Source organism: Campylobacter concisus (assembly GCF_015679985.1).
In the GTDB taxonomy this organism is placed as follows: Bacteria; Campylobacterota; Campylobacteria; order Campylobacterales; family Campylobacteraceae; genus Campylobacter_A; species Campylobacter_A concisus_AC.
Map to the genome: position 1 here is coordinate 223,982 of NZ_CP049239.1, position 22,577 is coordinate 246,558.

Here is a 22,577-nt window from a genome sequence, read left to right on the forward strand (position 1 = left end):
GTGTAAAATCAACCATTTTTAAAGAAAATGGAAATTTATCAAATGATAGAAAAATTAAAAATTATCGCTGAACTTATCGTTTTTAAGCATTCTGTTTTTGCTTTGCCTTTTATTTTTGTTGCGATGATAGTTGCTAGCAAGATAGAAAGTGGCTCAGCTTGGTTTGGCTTTAAACTACTTATTTTAGGTACTTTTTGCGCTGTTAGTGCTAGAAATTTTGCTATGGCTTTTAATAGATACAAAGATGAAGATATCGATAAGCTAAATCCGCGAACTGCAAGCCGTCCAAGCGTTGATGGTCGTATCGGTAGGAGCAATATGCAGCTTTTTATAGTGGCAAATGCGTTTATTTTTATCGCATGCGCTTATTTTATAAATTCGCTCGCATTTTGGCTAAGTTTTCCTATTTTAGCTATTCTTGGCGGATATTCGCTGTTTAAGCGCTTTAGCGAGCTAGCACACTTGGTGCTTGGCCTTAGCCTAGGTCTTGCTCCCATCGCTGGCGTGGTCGCAGTGAGTGCTGCTATACCGCTTTGGAGCGTATTACTTTGCCTTGGTGTGACATTTTGGGTAGCTGGATTTGACTTGCTTTACTCACTTCAGGATATGAAATTTGATAAAGAAAACAAGCTCTTTAGCATACCAGCTATTTACGGCGACAAGGCTACACTTTTTTTATCAGCCATTTTTCATGCTTTAGCTTTTATATTTTGGCTACTTTTTGCTTGGGCGGCTGGGCTTGGAGCGATGGCATTTTTTGGAATTTTAGTAAGCGGCGTGATCTTATTTTTTGAGCATAGGATCGTAAGACGCGACTTTAGCAAGATAGATAGAGCATTTTTTACGTTAAATGGCTATTTGGGAATTTTATTTTTTATCTTTGTTTGGATTAGCGTATTATGAGTGAGATTAAGCTGTTTAAGGCACCTCTTGATATGGAATTTGAGTCTGATAAAGATGGGAGCGAGAAATTTAAAAGAGAGTTTGACTCCATTTTGCCGGGTGAAGAGGATGCGCTTGGGGCTTGGCTAAAACGAGCTAAATCGCGTGGCGAAACCAAAGAGAGCGATCAAGTTTTATTAACTTTACTGATCGAGCTTCATAGAAAAGTCGATGCTCTGAGTGATTATATTAAAAACGAACATAAGCAATATTTGCCACTAAAAGAGAGGACGAGTATCGAAGAAATCGGCTTTACACACATCAAAATAAGTGAAGAGAAATTTATAAAAGATGAAATTTACTACGCAAGGATTGCTATGCCTATCTTTCCAAAGAGAAATTTGAGCCTTTATTTAAGGGCTGTTAGTGAAAATTTAGTAAAGATAGAAAATATGCATGAAGAGGATGAAGCCGATTGGAACGCTTACGTAACAGCTAGAGAGCGTGTAATGATAAGAGAAATGAGAGCGAATTCGTAAAGGAAAAATATGGAAATTTATATTTTTTTAGGCTTTGGTATCGTTTTGGCGATAATAGTAGCTTTAATGTTGATAAAAGATAGTGAGACAAATAAAAAATTTGCGAGATTTGAGCGAGCGATAGAAAGCGTTATGCAAGAAAATTTCAATCTAAAAAAGCAAATTTCAATGCTTGAGGGCGAGGCGTTTAAAAATAGCGAACAATATGAGCCACTTAAAAAACAGATAAAAGAAAATATTGATTTACAAATAAATGAAAAGATTGTACCAATAATTCGTGCGATTAAGAGTATTGAGCGAGTAATTGATGATTTTGCAACAGAGCAAAAAGATAGGATAGTTAGTCTTGAAGAGCGAACAAGAGATATTAATAAAATCGCACCAAGCGTCATCAATGAAGAAGAACAAATTCTAAAAATGTTTAAAGACGGAAAAAGTGCAGCGATGATCGCAAAGGACCTTCATGTTGGAATGGGGCGGGTCGAGTTTGTGCTTAAATTTCATAAATTAGCCTAAATTTATAGGCTAATTTTAAAAAGACTAATCTACTCTTAAACTACAAAAATTGGCTTAAATTTTTATTTTGATTTAAATCTTTTAACATATAATTGAAAAAATTATAAAAAGCTCTAACCAAGCTTAAGAAGGTGCTTTATGCTAATCGATAAATATGGTCGGGTTGTTGATTATTTAAGGATTTCTGTAACTCAGCGTTGCAACTTTAGGTGTAGGTATTGTATGCCTACAACGCCATTTAGCTGGACGCCAAGGGAGAATTTATTAACCTTTGAAGAGCTATTTTTATTTGTAAAAGTGGCTATCGATGAAGGTATAAAAAAGATAAGAATTACTGGTGGCGAACCGCTTGTACGTAAGGATTTGGACGTTTTTATAAAGATGATAAGTGATTATAATCCAGACATCGATCTAGCACTTACTACAAATGGCTATATGCTTTCACACTTTGCCAAAAGGTTAAAAGACGCTGGACTAAAACGCATAAATATGTCACTTGATACACTAAATGAGCAAAAGGCTAAATTTATCGCACAAAAAAGCGTTTTACACGAAGTTTTAGCTGGCTTTGAAGCAGCTCATGATGCTGGATTAAAGGTAAAAATAAACACTGTTGCACTAAAAGGCGTAAATGATGATGAGCTTATAAATTTGCTCGAGTTTGCTAAATTTAGAGATTCTCAGATTAGATTTATTGAGTATATGGAAAATTCACACGCTAAAGATGATTTAAAAGGGCTAAGTAGCGATGAAATTTTAAAAATCATCTCACAAAAATATAATGTCACGAAAGATGGAAAACTACCAAATGCGCCCGCGTCTATTTATAGGCTCGATGATGGTTATAAATTTGGCATCATAGATCCACACAAGCACGACTTTTGCGAGAGTTGCAACCGCATCAGACTAAGTGCTGAGGGACTTTTAATACCTTGCCTATACTTTGAAGAAGCTCTTAGTATCAAAAAAGCGGTTGAAAAAGGTGATATCGTAGCTGCAAGTGAAATTTTAAGGCAAGTGCTAGCAAATAAACCAAAAGAGAACAAATGGGCGATAGGCGCTAGCAATGAAACCTCTTCGCGTGCCTTTTATCAAACTGGTGGTTGATGAGCAAAGAGCTAGAACTAGTTGAGGCGTTTTTAAGTATCCAAGGCGAGGGGGCTTACCAAGGCAGACTCGCCATATTTTTACGCTTTTTAGGCTGCAACTTAAACTGCTCTGGCTTTGGCGTGCAAACAAAATCTTTAAAAACTGGCGAAAGCTTACTAGGATGTGATAGCATAAGGGCTGTTTTTAAAGGGCATTTTAATTATAAAATTTACAGTGTAGATGAAATTTTAGGCTTAGTTGATAACCTATGCAAAGGCTTAATGCAAAAACCGATCATTGTTTTAACCGGTGGCGAGCCGCTCATCTGGCATGAAAATGAAAATTTTATAAATTTGGTAAAGGAATTGCTTGAAGATTATGAAGTGCATTTTGAGACGAACGGCACTATCTTAATTAATTTTGCTAAATATGAAATTTATAAAAAATGCCATTTTGCACTTGGAGTAAAGCTAGCAAATAGCGGAGTTAATGAACAAAAACGCATAAATTTAGACGCTATTTTGGCTATTAAAAATAATGCAAGAAGTAGCTTTTTAAAATTTGTCCTCTCGCGCTTTGATAAAAGCGAGTTGGACGAGATTATAAATATAAAAAGTCAAGTTGATTTGCCAGTTTGGTGTATGGCAATAGGGGCGAATAAAGCTGAGCTAAACGAAAATGCTTTAAAAGCGGCAGAATTTGCCATAAAGTATGGATTTAACTACTCAGAGCGTATCCACATCAGGCTTTGGAGCGATAAAGAAGGTGTTTGATGATTATTAGAAAGCTTTTTAGATTTGAAAATGCACATATTGTGAGATTTTGCAGCTCAAAGCGTTGCAGAACTAGCATCCACGGGCACAGCTATGTGGCTGAAATTTTACTTAGCTCAAATTTTCTTGATAATGCCGGCATGGTCTATGATTTTGGCTTAATGAAGCAAAATATAAAAACGATCATTGATAGTTTTGATCACGCTACGACAATATTTTCAGGCGATAATGATGAATATAAAAATGATCTAAAAAAGCACTCGGCAAGATGGATCGAGATCCCGCTAAATCCAAGTGCAGAGCAGTTTTGCCGTATATTTTTTGTACTAATAGAAAGATTGCTTGAACTTAGTGTTATGAACAATGGTGAGCGTGAAGTGAAGCTTCATAGCATTATCGTGCATGAGACTGATACGGGCTATGCGCAGTGCTTTAAAGAGGATGCCGTAAATGCGCAAATGGGCGAGATAAAGCTAGATGAGATCAAATTTTCAGATGCTATCATAGAAGAGTGGGAAGATAAAAATTTATTCGAGAAAATGAAAAATAGGTTAAAAATAGAAATTCCAAAGGACGTTTGATGAAAAAAATTATAACTTCTTTTTTATTTATGGCTGGTCTATTTGCGGGTTGTGGAGATAAAGATGAGGCTAAAAATGATATTAGCGAGCCAGTGCCGAGTGACGTGACCATAGCCCAACCAGACGCAAATGTCACAATCGATGAACAACTTCCACCTGAGCCAGTTGTAGAAGAGAACGAGCCTTCTAAAGATAAGAAATGAACGAACATCTCTCCTCACTTTTTGCATATACTTTGCCTTTTCATGTGACATTTTTTTATGCGCTAATTGCCTGTAATATACTTTATTTAATACTTACTCAGTTTAGTAGCAATAGTAAAAACTATGTGCTTCGTATAAGATATTTTTTACCGATTTATCATATGTTGCTTAGTTTTCTTACGCTTACTGGACTTATTTTATGGGCGTATTACGGATATGAGTTTAAATTTAATGCCATAAAAATGTTAATCATCTTAATAATTTTAATCGCACTTAGTGCCATAGGTTTTAAAAGGCTAAAAATTTATGCAGCTAATGGCGATTTAGAAAAATTTAAAAAATTCGCCCTTATCAAGGGATTTTGTGATCTTATTTTAGTCGTAGTTGCAGGGATTTAGATGAAATTTTTATATGATAAAAATGCAGGTAATGAAAGCTTAAAGATAGTAAATGAGGCTTTTTTACACCTAAAAGCTAGAAGAATGCAAGCTGGTGAGCGAATAAGTGTTAGAAATTTACGAGACTTTAAAGAGTATATTTATGAAATTGATGAGATTGATAGGCGAAGTGCGAGCTTAAGTCTTGTCTTTGCCAGCTTAAATGGTGAGCAAAAATTCGACTTTACAATCGCTTGGGCTATCGTCGATCCAAAGACGATTGAAAAGACATTGCCATTTTTAAACGAACTTGGCGTTGGTAAAATAGCTTTTGTCTATACTAAATTTTCTCAAGCAAATTTTAAGATAGATATTGAAAGGCTAAACTACATAAATGCTCTATCTTGCGAGCAGTGCGGACGAACTTCACTAATGGAGTTTGAAATTTATAAAAATTTAGACGAGCTAATGAGTGTTTATAAAAATGTCTCAGCTATAAATTTTGGCGGTAAAAATTTAAATGAAAAAAGAGATGATGAAATTTTAATAATTGGTCCAGAGGGCGGATTTAGCGAGGATGAGACGGCTAAATTTAAAAATAGCTACGGCCTAAATACAAAAAATATCTTAAGATCACAGACCGCGGTTATCTCAGTAGCGGCAAAATTCCTAGCTTAATTTATTTGATTTTTAGATTTCTTTTTATATAATCAGCAACTTTTAATGTAGATAATTAGCCCAAAAATAATAAAGGAAAAATGATGAAAAAAGATATCCATCCAGAATACGTAGATTGCACTGTAACTTGTGCTTGCGGAAACACTTTTAAAACAAAGTCAAACAAAAGCGAGATCAGAATTGACATTTGCGACAAGTGCCACCCATTTTTCACAGGCAGCGAAAAGATAGTTGATAGTGCTGGCCGTGTTGAGAAATTTAAGAAAAAATACGCTCAAAAATAAGCCTTGCTCTACTTTATTCCTACTCCAATAGGAAATTTAGAAGATATCTCGCTTCGTGCGATTAGAATTTTGCGTGAATGCGAGATAGCTATTTGCGAAGATACAAGAGTCTGCAAAAGTCTTATAAACTTGCTAAATGAACGTTTTGACGCAAGTATAAATATATCAAAATTTATTCCACTTCACACTCACAACGAAAATGATTTTTTTGTAAATTTAAGTGATGACTTTTTTAGCAAAAATGTAGCCTACATGAGCGATGCTGGTATGCCAGGTATCAGCGATCCAGGCGTTAGCCTAGTAAGATACGCTCAAAAAAATAACATTGAATATGAGATTTTAAGTGGAGCAAATGCCGCACTTTTAAGTGTAGTCGCAAGTGGACTTTGTGATAAGGAATTTGTCTTTTTGGGCTTTTTGCCAAACACTGGTAGAGATAGAGCCCTCGCTATCCAAAATGCTCTAAATTTAGCTTATCCAGCCGTTATTTACGAAAGCCCAAAACGCATACTAGGCTTAGTACAAAGTATCACAAATCTAGAACCTGAGAGAAAAATTTTTGCCATAAAAGAGGCTACAAAAAAATTTGAGACTAAATTTAAGGATAGAGCCAAAAATTTAGTCCAAATTTTAGAAAAAGCAAATTTAAGTGGAGAGTGGGCGATTGTCATCTCAAAAAGTGACAAAACAGCCACTCAAAATATCACAAAAGATGAGATACTTTCGCTTGATCTTGCTCCAAAAGTAAAAGCAAAATTGCTTAACAAAATAACTGGAGAAGATGTAAAAAAGATATATGATGAGCTTATAAAAGCTTAAATTATAGGCTATAAAACTAATAAGTGATACTAAAACGAAAGTGCAAAATTTACTCTAGCTACATACAAAAATAAGTTAAATTTTAATTGACTTTAGCTACCATAGGTTACCATGATAATATACGGAAAACAACTATTTTTACATATTTTGAACAAGCGACCACAGATACTAGAAGAGATATATCTCTCAAAAGAGTGTGACAAAAAACTCTTCTCTAAAATTTGTGGCACAGGCAAAAAAATCATCCGCGTGGATAATCAAAAAGCACAGTCTTTAGCTCGCGGTGGGAATCATCAAGGTTTTTTAGCGAATGTTAGTGAGTTTGAATTTTCAGACATTGCTGAGCTTAAAAAGCTAAATTTTATCGCTATTCTTTATGGTATAAGCGATGTTGGCAATATCGGTGCTATCGCTAGAAGTGCCTATGCTCTAGGCTGCGAAGGTCTTGTGATAGTGGCAAAAAGTATAAATATGCAAGGCGTTTTAAGATCAAGTAGTGGTGCTGCTTATGAGATACCAATAGCGATTTTTGAAGATGGGCTTAGTTTATTAAATGAACTAAAGCAATTTGGTTTTAAAATTTATGCAACCGCAAGTAATGGTAAAAACGTAAAAGAGATGAAGTTTGCCGGTAAAAGAGCTTTGGTGATGGGCTCAGAGGGCGAAGGCATACCGCAAAAGGCTCTAGCGAAGTGTGATGAGTGTATTGGTATAAAGTTAAAAGAGGGCTGGGACTCCTTAAATGTAAGTGCAGCTTTTGCAATAATTTGTGACAGGATGATAGATGAATGAATTAGAGAATTTAAAAGAGATAGGTTTAAAGGAAATTTCACGTAAAACGCATATTGAGCCTACATTTTTACAATATATTTTTGATAAAAATTTTGAAAAATTATCACGTTTAAATATTAGGGGCTATGCCAAGATTTTGCAACGTGAATATGATGTTGATTTGAGCGAGTTGCTAGCTGAATATGATGCCTTTATGCAAGAAAACACCCCTGATGAGAGTCACAAAACTAAAGTTACTCCAAAAATTTCTTCTTACACTCCAAAAGATATTACCATACAAAAACAAAGCGGTAGTGGCGGTGCTGGATTTTTATTTTGGCTCATCATTTTAGCTATTATCGCTGGTGGGGCATATCATTTTGATGCTTACAAATATATCGAGAATTTTTTATCGTTTTTAAATGACGAGAATAAAAGCGTGAGCTATTCACAGTCAAGCATAGTAAATGAGGTGAAGAAAAATATCATCGATACAAATATCACCATCTCTCAAAATAGCCCTAAAATAGAAGCAAACATATCAAGCATAAAAATTTCAGCTCCAGTTGAGCAAAATGTGACAACAAGTCCTGCAAATATAGAGCAAAACGCTGTGAAGCCAAGCATGGCAGCTCAGCCAGCTCCTAAGATAGAGCAAAACATTACAAAGCCACTAAATGAGGCGGTCATTACACCAAAACAACGCGTCTGGATAGGCATCATTAATCTTGAAAATGGTCAAAAAGTATCAAACGACACAAGCAAAAGCATAAATATAAATTTAGACCAAAGGCAGCTCGTAGTTTGTGGAAATGGCAACATTGAGCTAAAGATCGGCGATAAGGTAACAAAATATAATCCAAGTCGTCCAGCTAGATTTTTAGTGGAAAATGGAGAGATGAAATTTGTGAGCTATGATGAGTTTGTAGAACTTAACAAGGGTAAATCTTGGTAAGAAAAATAGCGATTTTCACCGCTTTTAGTGTATTTGCCTATGCTTTTAGCTTACAAACTAGTGCAAGTGCTTTAAGCAATGTTGAAAATGTGCAAATCTCTTTAGAAAATTTAGACCAAAATGGCTCACTCAATGTCAATGAGCTAGTATTAAGATTAAAACAAAACTCAAGTTACGATAGCATTTCATTTGGTTCAAATAGTTTGAATTTAAAATTTATAAGCGAGCAAAAAGTTCCTTCTATATTATTTGTAAAATCAATAAATTCAACTCTGGATGATGCCAACATAAGTATCTCAAGGATAAATTCTCTAAAAAATGGAGATCAAATTTTTTATGGAATTTCAGCCATAAAAAATGGCGGAATAGATCCAAGTTTATTAAGCTTAGCGCTTAGTCAAAACGGTTTTAAAATTTTAGGATTTGATAGAGTTGATGGTAATTTAGAGATATTTTTAGATGCTCAGAATATGATTCTTAAGGCTACAAAGGTAAATTTTGACGAAGAGACGCCACTTTTAAAAAGCGGTGGTACTTATTTTGTTGATGTTGAGGGTGCAAGTAGTCTGGATATCGCATCAAAAGAGTCAAATAGATGGATGCCACTTGTTAGGATTTATGATAAAAATTTAAATCAGATCGACTCTATAAAAGAAGAGCAAGCAAAAACCGCCATTTCTATAAATTTAGCAATAGGCGCAAAATACGCATTAATTAGCGACAATGTTGATATAAATAATATAAAAAATGAGATAATTATCAAGCTTATAAAATAGGAGTAAGCAGTGTTTGATGAGATAAGATTTAATACAATTGAGCGTTTACCAAACTACGTTTTTGCCGAAGTAAATGCAATAAAAATGGCTGCACGAAGAGCTGGCGAGGACATCATCGACTTTTCTATGGGTAATCCTGAGGGCAGAACACCACAGCACATCGTCGATAAACTATGCGAAAGCGCGCAAAAGGACAAGACTCACGGCTACTCAGCCAGTGCTGGAATTTACAAGCTCCGCCTTGCCATTTGCAACTGGTACAAAAGAAAATACGGCGTAAATTTAGACCCAGATACCGAAGCAGTCGCTACGATGGGTAGCAAAGAGGGCTTTGTTCACTTAGCTCAAGCCGTGATAAACCCAGGCGATGTGGCTATCGTGCCTGATCCTGCTTATCCGATACACACGCAAGCGTTTTTATTTGCTGGCGGAAGCGTCGCAAAGATGCCACTTCACTACAATGATAAATTTGAGCTAGATGAGAATAAATTTTTTGAAAATTTGATCCAAACTATACACGCAAGCTCACCAAAGCCAAAATACGTAGTCGTAAATTTCCCTCACAATCCAACGACCGTGACAGTGCAAAAGAGCTTTTACGAGCGCCTTGTAAGTATTGCAAAACAAGAGAGATTTTACGTTATCTCTGACATCGCCTACGCTGATCTTACGTTTGATGGCTACAAAACGCCAAGTATCTTTGAGGTCGATGGTGCAAAAGATGTTGCGGTCGAGTGCTATACACTTTCAAAAAGCTACAATATGGCTGGCTGGAGAGTTGGGTTTATGTGCGGAAATAAAAGACTTTGCGCAGCACTTAAAAAGATAAAATCATGGGTTGATTACGGTATGTTTACGCCGATACAGGTGGCTGCCACAGTCGCACTTGATGGCGATCAAAGCTGTGTTGAAGAGATACGCCAAATTTATGAAAAAAGAAGAGATGTGATGATAGAGGCCTTTGCTCAGGCTGGCTGGGAGCTTAAAAAACCAAGCTCTAGTATGTTTATCTGGGCAAAACTACCGCCAAAAGTTAGTCATCTGGGCAGCCTTGAGTTTTCAAAGCAGCTTCTTACAAAGGCATCAGTCGCAGTTAGTCCGGGTATTGGTTTTGGCGAGGGCGGAAATGACTATGTGCGTCTAGCTCTTATCGAAAATGAAAATAGAATAAGACAAGCAGCAAGAAATATAAAAAAATATTTGAAAGAATTTGAATGAATGTAGCGATATTGGGCGTTGGAACCGTTGGCGAGTCAGTTGCTAAAATTTTACTAAAAAATAAAAAGCTAATTGCAGCAAGAAGTGGCGAGGAGATAGTGCCAGTCATCGGAGTGGTTAGAAATTTAAATAAAAAAAGAGATGCTGGCATCCCTTTGACTGATGATATAAATAGCGTTATAAACCGCGATGATATCGATGTTTTTGTCGAACTTATGGGTGGTGTGGAAGAGCCTTTTAGGGTTGTGAGTGAAATTTTAAAGCGAAAAAAAGCAGTCGTGACCGCAAACAAAGCACTTCTGGCCTATCACAGATATGCTTTGCAAAATTTAGCCAAAAATATACCATTTGGCTTTGAAGCAAGCGTGGCTGGGGGCATACCGATCATTAGAGCATTAAGAGAAGGCTTAAGCGCAAATCATATCGTTAGTATAAATGGCATACTAAACGGAACTAGTAACTTTATCCTAACCTCGATGATGGACGAGGGCTCAAATTTTAAAGACGCACTTAAAAAGGCGCAAGAGCTCGGATACGCTGAGGCTGATCCTACTTTTGATGTGGGTGGCTTTGATACGGCTCATAAGCTTCTTATACTGGCAAGCATCGCATACGGTGTGCATGGCGATCCAGAGGATATTTTGATCGAAGGTATTCAAAATATCACACCTGAAGATATATTTTTCGCAAAAGATTTCGAATACTCAATAAAACTTCTAGCAATTGCTAAGAAAAGTGAGGGTAAAATCGAGCTACGTGTGCATCCAGCGCTTGTACCGCAAAATAAAATGATAGCAAAGGCAAGTGGTGTGACAAATGCGATCAGTGTCGTTGGTGAAGTTGTTGGCGAGACGATGTATTATGGCCCTGGAGCTGGTGGCGATGCAACGGCAAGCGCGGTGATCAGCGATCTTATCGACATCGCAAGAGATAGTAAATCGCCGATGCTTGGATATAAAGCGCCGTTTGAATTAAATACGCTTGAGCTACTTGACCGCGATAGGATAAAGACGAAGTACTACTTTAGGTTAAAAGTCGAAGATAAAATGGGTGTGCTAGCAAAGATTACAAATTTAATGAGCGAAAATAACTTATCGATCGATAGCATACTTCAAAAACCAAAAGATGAGAGTGAATTTGCGGTATTGTTTTTTACGACACATACGAGTCTTGAGGCTGATGTAAGAAGGACAATTGAAATTTTAAAAGAGCAAGAGTATATAAAAGAAGAGCCATTTATGATGAGGATCGAGGAGTAGCTTGGGGTTAAAAGAGTATCTCTTCGGTAAAAGCTCGGAAGATAGGGCGTGTGAATTTTTACAAAAGATCGGTTTTGTCATTTTAGAGAGAAATTTTCACTCTAAATTTGGCGAGATCGACATCATTGCACTAAGTAGTGATAAAATTTTACACTTTATAGAGGTAAAAGCAACTAGCGGAGAATATGAAGCAGAGTATAGACTAAATAAGGCAAAATATATAAAAATTTTAAAAACTATAAATTTTTATATGATGAAAAATGAGCCAAATAGAGATTTTCAAGTCGATTTACTCGTTATAAAAAATGAAAATTTAGAACTGATAGAAAATATTAGTTTATAATAAAATTTATTATTTAGATAAAATTTAAATTTAATTTGTATAATTGTTACATTTTAAAAACAAGGAGAAAAAATGGGAAAATACATCGAACTTACAAAAGAAAATTTTGATGTTACAAAAGAGGGCGTTGCTTTAGTAGACTTTTGGGCTCCATGGTGCGGACCTTGCCGTATGCTAGCTCCAGTGATCGAAGAGCTTGCTGAAGATTTTGACGGCAAAGCAAAAATTTGCAAGGTAAATACTGACGAAGTGCAAGATCTTGCAGTTGAGTTTGGCATCAGATCGATCCCAACATTGCTATTTTTCAAAAATGGCGAGCTAGTTGAGCAAATGGTCGGTGCGCAGTCAAAACAAGCCTTAACTGACAAACTAAATTCGCTTCTTTAATGAGCGAAAAAAGAAGAGGAAGCCTACTTCCTCTTACATATATATTTGGTTCATTTTTTGGTGCAGCTATGATAGCAGCTGCATTTGCGTATAGCAACTATCGTTTTTCACAATATAAATTTGTTGATTTTGCGAAGCTAGTTTTTTACGAAAAAAGCGAAATTTTCACTCCAAAAGAGCCAAAATACACGCTTTTAATCTTCAGCTCAAATCAATTAAAATTAGATGAAATTTTACCAATCAAAAATGAAACAGTTGTGGCAATCGATATCTTTCAAAAAAGATATGAGTCAAACTCAACACTAAAATATATAAGCTCGGATATTAATACGGTCTTGGAGCTGATGCGAAATTTGAGCATTACAAAGCTTCCAAGTAGTGTTGAGATAGTTCATCAAAGGGGCGAAATTTATAAACAAAATTCGCCCATAAATGTTTTAGAATAAAGGAAAATTATGCTTGATTTAGCGATCATCGGAGGCGGTCCAGCAGGACTAAGCGCCGGACTTTACGCCACTAGAGGCGGATTAAAAAATGTTGTAATGTTTGAAAAAGGCGAGCCTGGCGGTCAGATCACCTCGAGCTCAGAGATAGAAAACTACCCAGGCCAAAAAGCCCCTGGCGAGAGTGGCTTTGATTTTATGAGCACTTGGTGGAAGCAGTGCAGCGCATTTGGGCTAGTTCATAAATGGGCAAACGTTGTTGGCGTTAGAAAAAATAGCGACGGCAGCTTTGAAATTTTACTTGAAGGCGGCAAGAGCGAGCAGGCAAAAGCTGTCATCGTAGCAACTGGCTCAACCCAAAGACGCGCTGGCTTTAAAGGTGAGGATGAATTCTTTGGCAAAGGTGTTAGCACATGCGCAACATGCGATGGCTTTTTTTACAAAAACAAAGAAGTGGCTGTTCTTGGCGGTGGTGACACAGCTGTTGAAGAGGCGCTTTATCTAGCAAATATCTGCTCAAAAGTCTATTTAATCCATAGACGTGACGAATTTAGAGCGGCGCCAACTACAGTTGAAAAAGCTAGAAAAAATGAGAAGATCGAATTTATAACAAGTGCGACGATAAAAGAGGCGCTTGGCGATAAAATGGGCCTAACAAAGATTGTGCTTGATACCAAAAATGGTGAGCGCGTGCTTGATGTGCCGGGAATTTTTACCTTTGTTGGATTAAATGTAAATAATGAAATTTTAAAAGATGAAAACGGCAAATTTATCTGCGATATGGTCGATGGTGGACAGGTTAAGACAAACCTTAAGATGCAAACCAGCCTGAATGGGCTCTTTGTAGCAGGTGATATCAGAGAGGACGCTCCAAAGCAAGTCATCGTAGCAGCAGGTGATGGCGCAGTGGCTGCACTTAGCGCTATGAGCTACATAGAAAGCTTGCATTAATACTCAAATTTAGCCAAATTTTTGGCTAAATTTCTCTTCTTTTTTCTATTAAAATTTTGATTTTATACGCATTTTTAAAGCCTATTTGTAATCTATCTATAATAAATTTTATGTTAAATTTCAACCAAAAATCAAAGGATAAATTTTGGTAAAAATAGGCCTTTATGGTGCTAGTGGAAAGATGGCTCAAAGTATCATTTCTTGTTTAAAAGATGAGAAAGATGCCACTTTAAGCATCGCTTTTAGCCAAAAAAATGAGGTTAAAAATTTAAGTAGCGAGCTTTTGACAAATGACCTTGCTAAATTTTTTGAAGCGTGCGATGTGATAATCGACTTTAGTCAAAAAGAGGCGACCATGGCACTGCTAAACTACGCTAGAACCAATCCAAAACCATTAGTTATCGGTACGACCGGGCTAGATGATGACGAGAAAAATTTGCTCCACCTAGCATCAGGAACTATGCCTATTCTTTACGCAACAAATATGAGTTTGGGTGTGGCTGTACTAAAACGCCTTGCAAGGATTGCTTCAAAAACATTAAGAGAATTTGACATAGAGATCGTAGAGCAACACCACAGGCATAAAAAAGATGCTCCAAGTGGCACTGCGATGACACTTGCAGGAAGTGTAGCTGAGGCAAGAGATTTAAATTTAAAAGATGTTTTAGTAACTGGTAGAGCCGGCATGGTAGGGGCTAGGAGCAAAGACGAGATCGCAGTCATGGCACTTCGTGGTGGAGATGTGGTCGGTCGCCACACGGTTGGCTTTTATAATGACGGCGAATTTATCGAGCTAAATCACACCGCAACGAGTAGGGCAACCTTTTCAAAAGGCGCGATCAGGGCTGCCATTTGGCTAAAAGATCAAAATAGTGGCCTTTACTCGATAGATGATAGTTTAGGGCTTGATGATTAAATTTGTGCTTGATGATGTAGAGAACTATAAGCTAGAATTTGGTGATAAATTCTACCTGCCGGAGCGTGAAAAGCGTCAAAATTTAAGAACTGGCGATATAGTAAAGCTTATATTTAGATTTGAAGATGATGAATTTGCTCAGGTTGAGCGCATGTGGGTGGTCGTTAGTGAGACAAATAACGGCGAATTTACCGGCATTTTAGACAATGAACCATTTACAAAAGGCTGTTTAAATGCTGGCGATGAGATCAAGTTTAACTACAAAAATGTTCTTGAAATTTACAAAGATGATGAAAACTAAAGGAAAAAAATGTGTGCAATAGTTGGTATTATAAATTCTAAAGATGCAGCAAAGACTACCTATTATGCGTTATTTTCTATGCAGCATCGCGGCCAAGAGGCGAGTGGTATTAGCGTTTGTGATGATGGAGAAATTTCTACTCACAAGGGTAATGGTCTGGTTACAGAGGTCTTTAATGAAGAAATTTTAAGATCACTAAAAGGCGATATGGCTATTGGTCACAACCGATATGCAACTGCTGGTAAAAACTCGGGTCGTGATGCCCAGCCAATAGCCGCTAACTACTCTTTGGGACAAATTTCGATCGTCCATAATGGAAATTTGGTAAATAAAGATGAGGTTAGAGATGAGCTTATTAAAGATGGCGCGATATTTCAGACAAATATGGATACTGAAAATATCATCCATCTAATCGCAAGAAACCATAGCAAACACTTGCAGGACCGTATTATCGCGGCACTTGATAAGATAAAAGGCGCTTATTGTCTGCTTATCCAATCACGCCATAAAACCTTTGCCATAAGAGATCGCTGGGGTGTTAGGCCACTAAGTCTTGGCAAGCTAAAAGATGGTGGATATATCGTAGCTAGCGAGACTTGCGCTTTTGATCTTGTGGGGGCTAGCTTTATAAGAGATATTAGACCTGGTGAGATGATAGTCTTTGAACATGGAAAAAGTGAGTTTCAAAGCATTCAAATTTATGAGCCAGATCCTAGAATATGCGCATTTGAATATATCTATTTTGCTCGCCCAGATAGCGTGATAGAAGGTAAAAGCGTCTATGAAGTTAGAAAAAAAATGGGTGAAGTACTAGCTAAAAAGAGCAAAATTAAAGCAGATTTCGTCGTACCTGTACCAGATAGCGGAGTACCAGCAGCGCTTGGGTACGCAAATGAGAGCAAAATCCCATTTGAGCTAGCTATCACTAGAAACCACTATGTGGGTAGAACCTTCATCGAGCCAAGCCAAGAGATGAGGAATTTAAAAGTCAAGCTAAAACTTAACCCGATGTCATCGGTTCTAAAAGGTAAAAGTATCGTTGTTATCGACGATAGTATCGTTCGCGGTACTACTTCAAAAAAGGTGGTTGATCTTTTAAGACATGCGGGCGCTAAAGAGATTCATTTTAGAGTCGCTTGTCCTGAGCTTAAATACCCTGAGCGATATGGTATCGATACGCCAAGCTTTGAAGAGTTAATAAGCTCTAAAAAAAATGCAGAAGAAGTAAGAGAATATATCGGTGCAGATAGCTTAGAATTTTTAAGCATAGATGAACTTAAAGAAAGTATCGGCAATGAGCGAAAATATTCGCTTGTAAGCTTTGATGGTGACTATTTCATAAAGTGAAAAATTTAGCCATTTTTTTGCTTGTTGCAATATTTTTTAGTGGTTGCTCACAAAAGAGTCCAAGCAAAAAAGATGAAATTTCTATTTACGTAAGCTACTATGAGATAAATGGCACAAAACAGCAGCTACAAATAAAAACCGTTCAAAATTTCGCAGAACAAAATGCTAGTGTGCCATTTTTTGGTGTAGTAAATTTTTTAGCAGAAGATAAAATTTTAAATGCTTATTCGCTTGCAAAGGGTACTATAAACGTACTTGAAGTAAATAACAACTCTATAAATTTAAATAAATCAAGTGATATTCTGGCTTTAAAAAAAGCTAATGAGATAAAATTTTATGAGATAAGGCCTGATGTGCTTGAGAGTGTTAAATTTAGCTCAAAAAATAGTGTTTGCGGTGATTTTTTGTTACAAAAGCCAGTGCATGTAAATGTAGCAACAAACTACTATTTAAGAGATGATAGTTTTTTTGCAAGCATTATAGAAGCAAATTTCTTTTATAAAAAAGGTGCAAAGATCCTAAAAAAAGAGTTTGCTTACAATATAGCTGATGCCAAAATCCTAGAAGAAGCAAAAGAATTTACACAAAAGACAAAGCAGCTTTTTTTAAATGACTTACAAAAATTGGGCAGGCTACTTGACATACTTTGTACTTTTTAAAACTTTAACTTAAAAAATCGTGTTTATTGCAGATGCTAAAAAGATAAAATTTACTCTAAAATCAAACTAAGACTTAGAATTTATCCTATGAAATTTGTAAAAATTTGCTTTAAATTTGACTTAGTAGCAATTTAGTTTTGTGATATTCATGCCATTTTTAAAATAAGGCGGATATGGCATATATACGGTAAATGGTGTGCTTTTTTGCTTTGGTAAATTTTTGGCTACATCAAATTTATATTCAACTGTATTTGGCCTCTCGTCCTTATCTGTGCCAAGAATCCATGAGAAAAATGAAAGCCCACTTGGTTTAAAAAATGCTTCACCGCCAAGGTCATTTTTATTTAGCGGTTGATTGATTAGTTTGACTGTCAGTGTACAGTTACTAATTGTAAATTTACCGATATTTCTCACTTGCCCTTTAAAAACGATACTCTCGTTTCGCAAAATTCGCTCACTTTTTACATTTTCGAGCATACCTTTTTTTGTATATTTATCAAGCACTAGCATCAAAAAAACAGCAAGTGTGGTTGAGACTAGAATGTTTGTAAAAAATAGTGATAAAAATAACTTTCGCTCAGCCCTAAGTGAGAGAACAAGAAATAAAATGGAAAGCAGAGCAATCGCAAAAAGAACGATAATATGAACGATCGTAAAATATGCTGAGCTCATCAAAAACACTCCATTTTTTTAGAGATATTGTAGTCTATAAATGCGAAATCATTGATAAAATCTTTAACCTCAATGCTTTGCTTTGGCAAAAATTCCTCGTTTAAGATGATTCTTTTTCTAGCAAATGGATTAAGTGAGTTAAAAAAATCTTTCATATTTTGCCTTGAGCTTAGATAGAAGTCAAGCTCGATTTTACAGATACTAAGTGCATTATTTGAATTATTTGTAATATTAAAATCAACCATTAGTGCATCAACATATTGAAGCTGCTTGGTGGTTATTTTGCTTATGCTAACTGGTCTTAAATTTTCATTTATATATTTGTTTGCGTAGTAATTACCTACAAAAAGTCCGAAAAAAGCAGCCAAAATAAATAAAAATCCTATCTGCCACCACGACTTTATCGCGATAAAAATTCCTAAAAGTACGATTAGTATAAAAGCTAAAAATATCCAGCCATAGGTTAGAAAATCAATGAGCTTTGCATTTTGCAATACAAAAAGCAAGTTGTGCTTAATGCTATTTAACATCTCGCGATCTTTTCTCTTCAATGCCGCTCATACCAAAACGCCTTACAAGTTCGTTTTTTACAGCATCTGGATGGATATTATGGGCTGAAAGTGCTACAAGTGCATGAAAGCAAAGATCGGCTGCTTCATAGATCAGATCATCTTTTGCTTTTTGCTCATTTTGCTTTGAGTTTTCTGCGAAACTAAGATCCTTTGCGGCCATTATAAATTCGCCAGCCTCTTCGCCAACTTTCTTTAAAATTTGATTTTCGCCTTTTTTAAAAAGACTTGCCACATATGAAGTCTCAGGGTTAGCATTTAGCTTTCTATCTTCTATCACATGGTAAAGCTCATCAAGCACACCATAATTTATTTTTTTGACTTCAACTTTTGTATCTAAAATTTTGCCGTCATGCAAATTTATCTCATTAAAAAAACACGACCTTGCTCCGGTGTGACAAGCTGCACCTCCGTTTTGAATCACTTTTAAAAGCAAAGTATCGTTATCACAGTCTAGAAATACAGCTTTTATCTCCTGTGTATTTCCGCTCTCTTCGCCTTTTTTCCAAATTCTATTTTTGGTGCGTGAAAAGTAGTGAGCGTAACGGCTAGATAGACTTAAATTTAGTGCTTCTTCGTTCATGTAAGCAAGCATTAAAACTTCATTTGTGGCATGGTCGCAAACCACTACTGGGAGCAATCCACCAACTTTTTGCCAATCTATGCTTTTTGTTACGCTGTTCATTTTTTACCTTTCGCTTGCCGAGCTAGCCTTGGTTTTATCTTTTGTATCTAGCCAGATGTTTGGCACAGCTCCGCCAGGCGTTAAGAAAATTTTAGCATCTTTGTTTTCTTTTAGAGCTTCGTTAAATTTGTTTTGCGTCTCGATTTGCTTTAAATTTAGTAGATTTTGATCTACGCTTTTTGCAACCTCTTTATTTGCATACGCGGTTGCATCAGCCTCGATTTTAATGGCATCAGCCTTGCCTTTTGCTTCAATGATCGCAGCTTTAGCGGTACCTTCAGCAAGTGCGGCTTGTTTTAAGGCTTCTTGATTTGCTCTTTCTACTTCGTATTTTGTTCTCTCAGCCTCTTGTTTTGCGATTTGGACGCGCTCGATTTGCTCTTTTACCTTTGAAGGCAAGATAATCTCACGAAGTTGCACTGTTAAAAGCTCAACTGGCTTATTTGGCTGAGAGTCGATATCTTTTCTTATGCCATCATCGATTTGTCTTGCTAGATCGTTTCTCTTTGTTGGAAGCTCTTCTGCTGTATATTTACCAGCGATACTGCGAACTACGTCACGAACGACGGGATCAACTATCTTGCTCTCCCAGCTAAGACCCCAAGAGGCAATAGTTTGAGGGGCATTTTCTGGATTTAAACGGTATTGCACAGTAATATCAATGCTAACTGGTAAATTTCTAGCATCAAGCACTGAAATAGAATTTTTACGTAAAATTCCAGCGCCAACGCCTTGATATGATTTTTGCATTGATTCGCCCATATCCTCGCCAGAAGTATAGTTTATGATCCTAACTCTGGTGTCCACGATGATGATATCTTGGATAAAAGGTAAAAAGAAGTGAAAGCCTGGTTGCAAAGGATTTGGCTCGTATTTACCTGCTGTAGACTTAATACCAACTTCACCTGAGTGAATCACTTTAAATGGCTGAGTAATAGCAAAAATAGCAATAATTGCAATTACAATGTAGGCAAGTGCTCCAAATTTACCAAAACCACTTGGTAGATTTGGCATTTTAAAGTCCTTTTTGAAAGGTGGCTCTTTGTCGCTATTTTGACTAGAGCCTCTGTTGTCATTACCTGGCTTTTTTTTATTGAAATAATCGTTTAAATCAGCGGGCATTTCGTTCCTTTAAATTTTTAAATATATGTTAAAAATGATTCATATTTTTTATTTAGTCCATAAACTACGTCAAAATAAGCTTTTTGTAGTCTCTTTGTCACTTCTCCTCTGGCTCCATTGCCGATAATGCGGTTATCTATGCTATTTATCGGTGTTACTTCAGCTGCTGTTCCTGTGAAAAATGCCTCGTCAGCTGTGTAAGCCTGATCTCTTGTGATGCGCTCTCTTCTTACTTCGATGTCAAGATCGTGAGCAAGTCTTATGACTGTATCTTGAGTGATACTAAGTAGGCTGTTGTCGTTTGGCGGAGTGATTAAAACGCCATTTTCAACGATAAAGAAGCACTCGCCTGGACCCTCAGCCACAAAGCCTTCGCTATCAAGAAGTAGCGCCTCGTCGTATCCAGCCTCTTTTGCCTCGTAGTTTGCCATTTGTGAGCTTAGGTAGTTTGAGCTAGCTTTTGCTCTATTCATTTGGGCAGCAGGTGCAAGTTTGGCAAAGCTTGAAATTTTAACTCTGATACCTTTTTCTAGGCCTTCATCGCCAAGATAAGCACCCCATTCCCATGAGGCGATAGCGGTTTGCACTGGTGCTTTTGTGTGAGCTACGCCCATTACGCCGTATCCTAAAAATATAAGTGGGCGGATATAAACATTGCCATTATATTTATTTGCACGAAGAAGCTCTATTTGCGCTTTTTCAAGCTCTTCCTCAGTGTAAGGTACATTTAAAACGGTCATTTTTGCTGATCTTAAAAGCCTTTTTGTGTGATCTTGAAGTCTAAAAATAGCTAGACCTTTTTTTGTTTTATAAGCTCTTGTACCCTCAAATACGGCATTAGCGTAGTGCAAAGAGTGAGTTAGGACGTGTACTTTTGCATCGTCCCATTTAACTAATTTTCCATCCATCCAGATAAATTCTGAAGCATTCATTGTTAAACCTTTCTTTTTTCTTAGAAATTTTGGTCTGAGTTTATCTAAAATTGCTTTAAATTTACATTTCTAAGACCAAAATTTGCAGATATTACCCGCCAAAACTATTTATCTAAAAGCTCTTGTATGATCTTTGCCATCTCATCGATTGATGAAGCTGCGCTTAAATTTATTAAGTATTTGCCACTTACCACAAAAGCCGGCACACCGCTAATACTTGCAACATCATAAGAGGCGAACCATGTATCTAAAAGCCCTTTTGCTCTTTCGCTATTTAGTGCTTTTTCGTAGTCGTCCTTGCTCACGTGAGCTGCTTTAAGGGCTAAATTTATAAATTTTTCTTTATCTTTGCCATCACTAAAATCATCTTTTTCATCATGTCTTGCTTTATAGATCGCAAATTTTGCTTGCTTAAATTTTGACTCATCGCTTAGTAGATCAGTCCCATTTGTTTCATCTATAAAGATAAGAGCAGCAAAAATTTTACTTGCAGTCTCGCCAAGCTTGCCTTTTGTGCTTAGGTGATATGGGATAAATTTCACATCTTCAAGCTTTGACATTAACTTTTTTGTGATAGTTCGGTCAAATTTATAGCAGTGCGGGCAGTCATAGCTAAAGACCTTAACGACTGAATTTTTAGGTACGTTAAGCGGTTTTGCTAGAGTTTGATACTCTATGCCTTCAGTTAGTGCTGATAAATTTAGCGCAAAAAACGCACTTAAAATTAGCATTTTGATAAGCTTCATCTTTGCTCCTTATTTTACAAGATCAGCTAGCACTTTTGCGGCGTGGTCTTTGGCTTTTACGCTTTTGTAAATTTTAACTATCTTGCCATCTTTGCCGATCACAAAGGTGCTTCTTGCGATACCAAGATACTCTTTGCCGTAGTTTTTCTTAACTTGCCAAACGCCATAAAGCTTTGAAATTTCTTTATCCTCATCACTTAATAGAATGTGCTTTAAATTTTGCTTTGCGATAAAGCCAACGTGAGACTTCACACTATCTGGGCTAACGCCAATTATAACTGTGTCATTTTTGATAAACTGATCGTAGTTTGCGCTAAATTCGCAAGCCTCAGTTGTGCAGCCTGGAGTGTTATCTTTTGGATAGAAGTAAAGCACCACATTTTTACCTATAAAGTCCTTTAGTGCGACCTTTACGCCGTCTTGATTTAGCGCTTCAAACTCTGGCGCTTTATCGCCAACCTCAAGTGTTATCTTTCTTTCTAAGTCTGCTTTGCTAAATTCGCTCATTTTATCACCTTTCTCTTATCTTCTACGCTCTCGCCACCTACGCCGATGTTGCTAGCATCGTGAGTTTCTATGAAAATCATAACCGCCTCTTTTTTCTTGCCAAGTACTCTTACAAGCGTCTCAGTCACCTCTTTAAAGACTTGATCTTTTTGCTCTTTTGTCGGCTCTGGGCCTGCTATTTTGATATTAACATAAGGCATTGTTGCTCCTTTTTAAGATGCAAAATATTAGCCAAAATGAGTGAAATTTCAGATTAAAGCCTTTATTTAAGAATTTG

General features: G+C 36.6%; 32 protein-coding genes. 24 read left to right on the forward strand and 8 right to left on the reverse strand.

Annotation, left to right across the window (positions count from 1 at the left end):
• Positions 1–42 precede the first annotated feature (42 nt).
• The 24 genes from mqnP to G5B98_RS01240 all read left to right on the forward strand — a co-directional run bounded on the left by mqnP (position 43) and on the right by G5B98_RS01240 (position 17,067).
• Complete coding sequence (gene mqnP / locus G5B98_RS01125) at positions 43–903, forward strand: menaquinone biosynthesis prenyltransferase MqnP (protein WP_107698271.1); 861 nt, start codon at positions 43–45, stop codon at positions 901–903.
• Entirely contained in the window at positions 900–1,421 is a 522-nt protein-coding gene (locus G5B98_RS01130; protein ID WP_103628327.1) for a hypothetical protein, read from the forward strand. Before mqnP ends, G5B98_RS01130 begins: the two co-directional genes overlap by 4 nt.
• A 9-nt stretch (positions 1,422–1,430) precedes the next feature.
• Positions 1,431–1,937 carry a DUF6115 domain-containing protein gene (locus G5B98_RS01135; protein ID WP_021091068.1) on the forward strand — a complete coding sequence of 169 codons (507 nt, stop codon included), beginning with the start codon at positions 1,431–1,433 and terminating at the stop codon, positions 1,935–1,937.
• 138 nt (positions 1,938–2,075) lie between these two features.
• Positions 2,076–3,044, forward strand: a complete 969-nt coding sequence (moaA, locus tag G5B98_RS01140) for a GTP 3',8-cyclase MoaA (protein WP_072593973.1) — start codon at positions 2,076–2,078, stop codon at positions 3,042–3,044.
• Positions 3,044–3,799 (forward strand): 7-carboxy-7-deazaguanine synthase QueE, encoded by a 756-nt coding sequence (locus tag G5B98_RS01145; protein ID WP_196086932.1) that lies wholly within the window; start codon positions 3,044–3,046, stop codon positions 3,797–3,799. The genes moaA and G5B98_RS01145 overlap by 1 nt, the downstream gene beginning before the upstream one ends.
• Positions 3,799–4,380 carry a 6-pyruvoyl trahydropterin synthase family protein gene (locus G5B98_RS01150; protein ID WP_103583263.1) on the forward strand — a complete coding sequence of 194 codons (582 nt, stop codon included), beginning with the start codon at positions 3,799–3,801 and terminating at the stop codon, positions 4,378–4,380. Before G5B98_RS01145 ends, G5B98_RS01150 begins: the two co-directional genes overlap by 1 nt.
• The gene (locus tag G5B98_RS01155) at positions 4,380–4,583 is read left to right on the forward strand and encodes a hypothetical protein (RefSeq protein WP_196086933.1); all 204 of its coding nucleotides are present in this window, start codon (positions 4,380–4,382) and stop codon (positions 4,581–4,583) included. The genes G5B98_RS01150 and G5B98_RS01155 overlap by 1 nt, the downstream gene beginning before the upstream one ends.
• On the forward strand, positions 4,580–4,981 hold the full coding sequence (locus tag G5B98_RS01160) for a hypothetical protein (RefSeq protein WP_196086934.1): 402 nt from the start codon (positions 4,580–4,582) through the stop codon (positions 4,979–4,981). Before G5B98_RS01155 ends, G5B98_RS01160 begins: the two co-directional genes overlap by 4 nt.
• A complete protein-coding gene (locus G5B98_RS01165; RefSeq protein WP_072593968.1) occupies positions 4,982–5,638 on the forward strand; it encodes a 16S rRNA (uracil(1498)-N(3))-methyltransferase in 657 nt (218 codons plus the stop codon).
• An 83-nt stretch (positions 5,639–5,721) separates the two neighbouring features.
• A complete protein-coding gene (gene rpmE / locus G5B98_RS01170) occupies positions 5,722–5,922 on the forward strand; it encodes a 50S ribosomal protein L31 (RefSeq protein ID WP_002942443.1) in 201 nt (66 codons plus the stop codon).
• A 3-nt stretch (positions 5,923–5,925) separates the two neighbouring features.
• Positions 5,926–6,741, forward strand: coding sequence for a 16S rRNA (cytidine(1402)-2'-O)-methyltransferase (rsmI, locus tag G5B98_RS01175; protein WP_196086935.1), 816 nt, complete (start codon positions 5,926–5,928; stop codon positions 6,739–6,741).
• A gap of 111 nt (positions 6,742–6,852) precedes the next feature.
• Positions 6,853–7,533, forward strand: a complete 681-nt coding sequence (rlmB, locus tag G5B98_RS01180) for a 23S rRNA (guanosine(2251)-2'-O)-methyltransferase RlmB (RefSeq protein WP_054196059.1) — start codon at positions 6,853–6,855, stop codon at positions 7,531–7,533.
• Positions 7,526–8,467 carry a phosphatidylglycerophosphate synthase gene (locus tag G5B98_RS01185; protein ID WP_072593965.1) on the forward strand — a complete coding sequence of 314 codons (942 nt, stop codon included), beginning with the start codon at positions 7,526–7,528 and terminating at the stop codon, positions 8,465–8,467. The genes rlmB and G5B98_RS01185 overlap by 8 nt, the downstream gene beginning before the upstream one ends.
• Complete coding sequence (locus tag G5B98_RS01190; RefSeq protein WP_103577345.1) at positions 8,461–9,243, forward strand: hypothetical protein; 783 nt, start codon at positions 8,461–8,463, stop codon at positions 9,241–9,243. The genes G5B98_RS01185 and G5B98_RS01190 overlap by 7 nt, the downstream gene beginning before the upstream one ends.
• A gap of 9 nt (positions 9,244–9,252) precedes the next feature.
• Positions 9,253–10,461: an LL-diaminopimelate aminotransferase gene (locus tag G5B98_RS01195; protein WP_084109200.1), complete on the forward strand. Its 1,209-nt coding sequence runs from the start codon at positions 9,253–9,255 to the stop codon at positions 10,459–10,461.
• Positions 10,458–11,720 carry a homoserine dehydrogenase gene (locus G5B98_RS01200; protein WP_149714341.1) on the forward strand — a complete coding sequence of 421 codons (1,263 nt, stop codon included), beginning with the start codon at positions 10,458–10,460 and terminating at the stop codon, positions 11,718–11,720. Before G5B98_RS01195 ends, G5B98_RS01200 begins: the two co-directional genes overlap by 4 nt.
• 1 nt (position 11,721) lies before the next feature.
• Entirely contained in the window at positions 11,722–12,063 is a 342-nt protein-coding gene (locus tag G5B98_RS01205; RefSeq protein ID WP_196086936.1) for a YraN family protein, read from the forward strand.
• 72 nt (positions 12,064–12,135) lie between these two features.
• On the forward strand, positions 12,136–12,450 hold the full coding sequence (trxA, locus tag G5B98_RS01210) for a thioredoxin (protein WP_012001054.1): 315 nt from the start codon (positions 12,136–12,138) through the stop codon (positions 12,448–12,450).
• Entirely contained in the window at positions 12,450–12,896 is a 447-nt protein-coding gene (locus G5B98_RS01215) for a hypothetical protein (RefSeq protein WP_196086937.1), read from the forward strand. Before trxA ends, G5B98_RS01215 begins: the two co-directional genes overlap by 1 nt.
• Positions 12,897–12,905: 9 nt before the next feature.
• The gene (locus tag G5B98_RS01220) at positions 12,906–13,844 is read left to right on the forward strand and encodes an NAD(P)/FAD-dependent oxidoreductase (protein ID WP_196088176.1); all 939 of its coding nucleotides are present in this window, start codon (positions 12,906–12,908) and stop codon (positions 13,842–13,844) included.
• Positions 13,845–13,989: 145 nt separating this feature from the next.
• Entirely contained in the window at positions 13,990–14,760 is a 771-nt protein-coding gene (gene dapB, locus G5B98_RS01225) for a 4-hydroxy-tetrahydrodipicolinate reductase (protein WP_196086938.1), read from the forward strand.
• The gene (locus tag G5B98_RS01230; RefSeq protein ID WP_196086939.1) at positions 14,753–15,061 is read left to right on the forward strand and encodes a DUF2314 domain-containing protein; all 309 of its coding nucleotides are present in this window, start codon (positions 14,753–14,755) and stop codon (positions 15,059–15,061) included. The genes dapB and G5B98_RS01230 overlap by 8 nt, the downstream gene beginning before the upstream one ends.
• Positions 15,062–15,070: 9 nt before the next feature.
• A complete protein-coding gene (gene purF, locus G5B98_RS01235; RefSeq protein ID WP_196086940.1) occupies positions 15,071–16,408 on the forward strand; it encodes an amidophosphoribosyltransferase in 1,338 nt (445 codons plus the stop codon).
• Positions 16,405–17,067 carry a hypothetical protein gene (locus tag G5B98_RS01240; RefSeq protein ID WP_196086941.1) on the forward strand — a complete coding sequence of 221 codons (663 nt, stop codon included), beginning with the start codon at positions 16,405–16,407 and terminating at the stop codon, positions 17,065–17,067. The genes purF and G5B98_RS01240 overlap by 4 nt, the downstream gene beginning before the upstream one ends.
• 120 nt (positions 17,068–17,187) lie before the next feature.
• Here the strand turns inward: G5B98_RS01240 and G5B98_RS01245 are convergent, their stop codons facing one another.
• The 8 genes from G5B98_RS01245 to G5B98_RS01280 form a co-directional block, all read right to left on the reverse strand.
• The gene (locus G5B98_RS01245; protein ID WP_103583279.1) at positions 17,188–17,739 is read right to left on the reverse strand and encodes a DUF2393 family protein; all 552 of its coding nucleotides are present in this window, start codon (positions 17,737–17,739) and stop codon (positions 17,188–17,190) included.
• A complete protein-coding gene (locus tag G5B98_RS01250; protein ID WP_232525371.1) occupies positions 17,739–18,290 on the reverse strand; it encodes a DUF2393 family protein in 552 nt (183 codons plus the stop codon). Before G5B98_RS01250 ends, G5B98_RS01245 begins: the two co-directional genes overlap by 1 nt.
• Positions 18,259–18,993, reverse strand: a complete 735-nt coding sequence (gene hisIE, locus G5B98_RS01255; RefSeq protein ID WP_196086943.1) for a bifunctional phosphoribosyl-AMP cyclohydrolase/phosphoribosyl-ATP diphosphatase HisIE — start codon at positions 18,991–18,993, stop codon at positions 18,259–18,261. The genes G5B98_RS01250 and hisIE overlap by 32 nt, the downstream gene beginning before the upstream one ends.
• Positions 18,994–18,996: 3 nt before the next feature.
• Positions 18,997–20,115: a prohibitin family protein gene (locus tag G5B98_RS01260; protein WP_196086944.1), complete on the reverse strand. Its 1,119-nt coding sequence runs from the start codon at positions 20,113–20,115 to the stop codon at positions 18,997–18,999.
• Between the two features lie 17 nt (positions 20,116–20,132).
• On the reverse strand, positions 20,133–21,047 hold the full coding sequence (locus G5B98_RS01265) for a branched-chain amino acid transaminase (protein WP_054196075.1): 915 nt from the start codon (positions 21,045–21,047) through the stop codon (positions 20,133–20,135).
• Between the two features lie 104 nt (positions 21,048–21,151).
• Complete coding sequence (locus G5B98_RS01270) at positions 21,152–21,793, reverse strand: thiol:disulfide interchange protein DsbA/DsbL (protein WP_196086945.1); 642 nt, start codon at positions 21,791–21,793, stop codon at positions 21,152–21,154.
• A gap of 9 nt (positions 21,794–21,802) precedes the next feature.
• Positions 21,803–22,300: a thioredoxin-dependent thiol peroxidase gene (gene bcp / locus G5B98_RS01275; RefSeq protein ID WP_196086946.1), complete on the reverse strand. Its 498-nt coding sequence runs from the start codon at positions 22,298–22,300 to the stop codon at positions 21,803–21,805.
• Entirely contained in the window at positions 22,297–22,500 is a 204-nt protein-coding gene (locus tag G5B98_RS01280) for a tautomerase family protein (protein WP_085657868.1), read from the reverse strand. Before G5B98_RS01280 ends, bcp begins: the two co-directional genes overlap by 4 nt.
• Between the last annotated feature and the right edge of the window lie 77 nt (positions 22,501–22,577).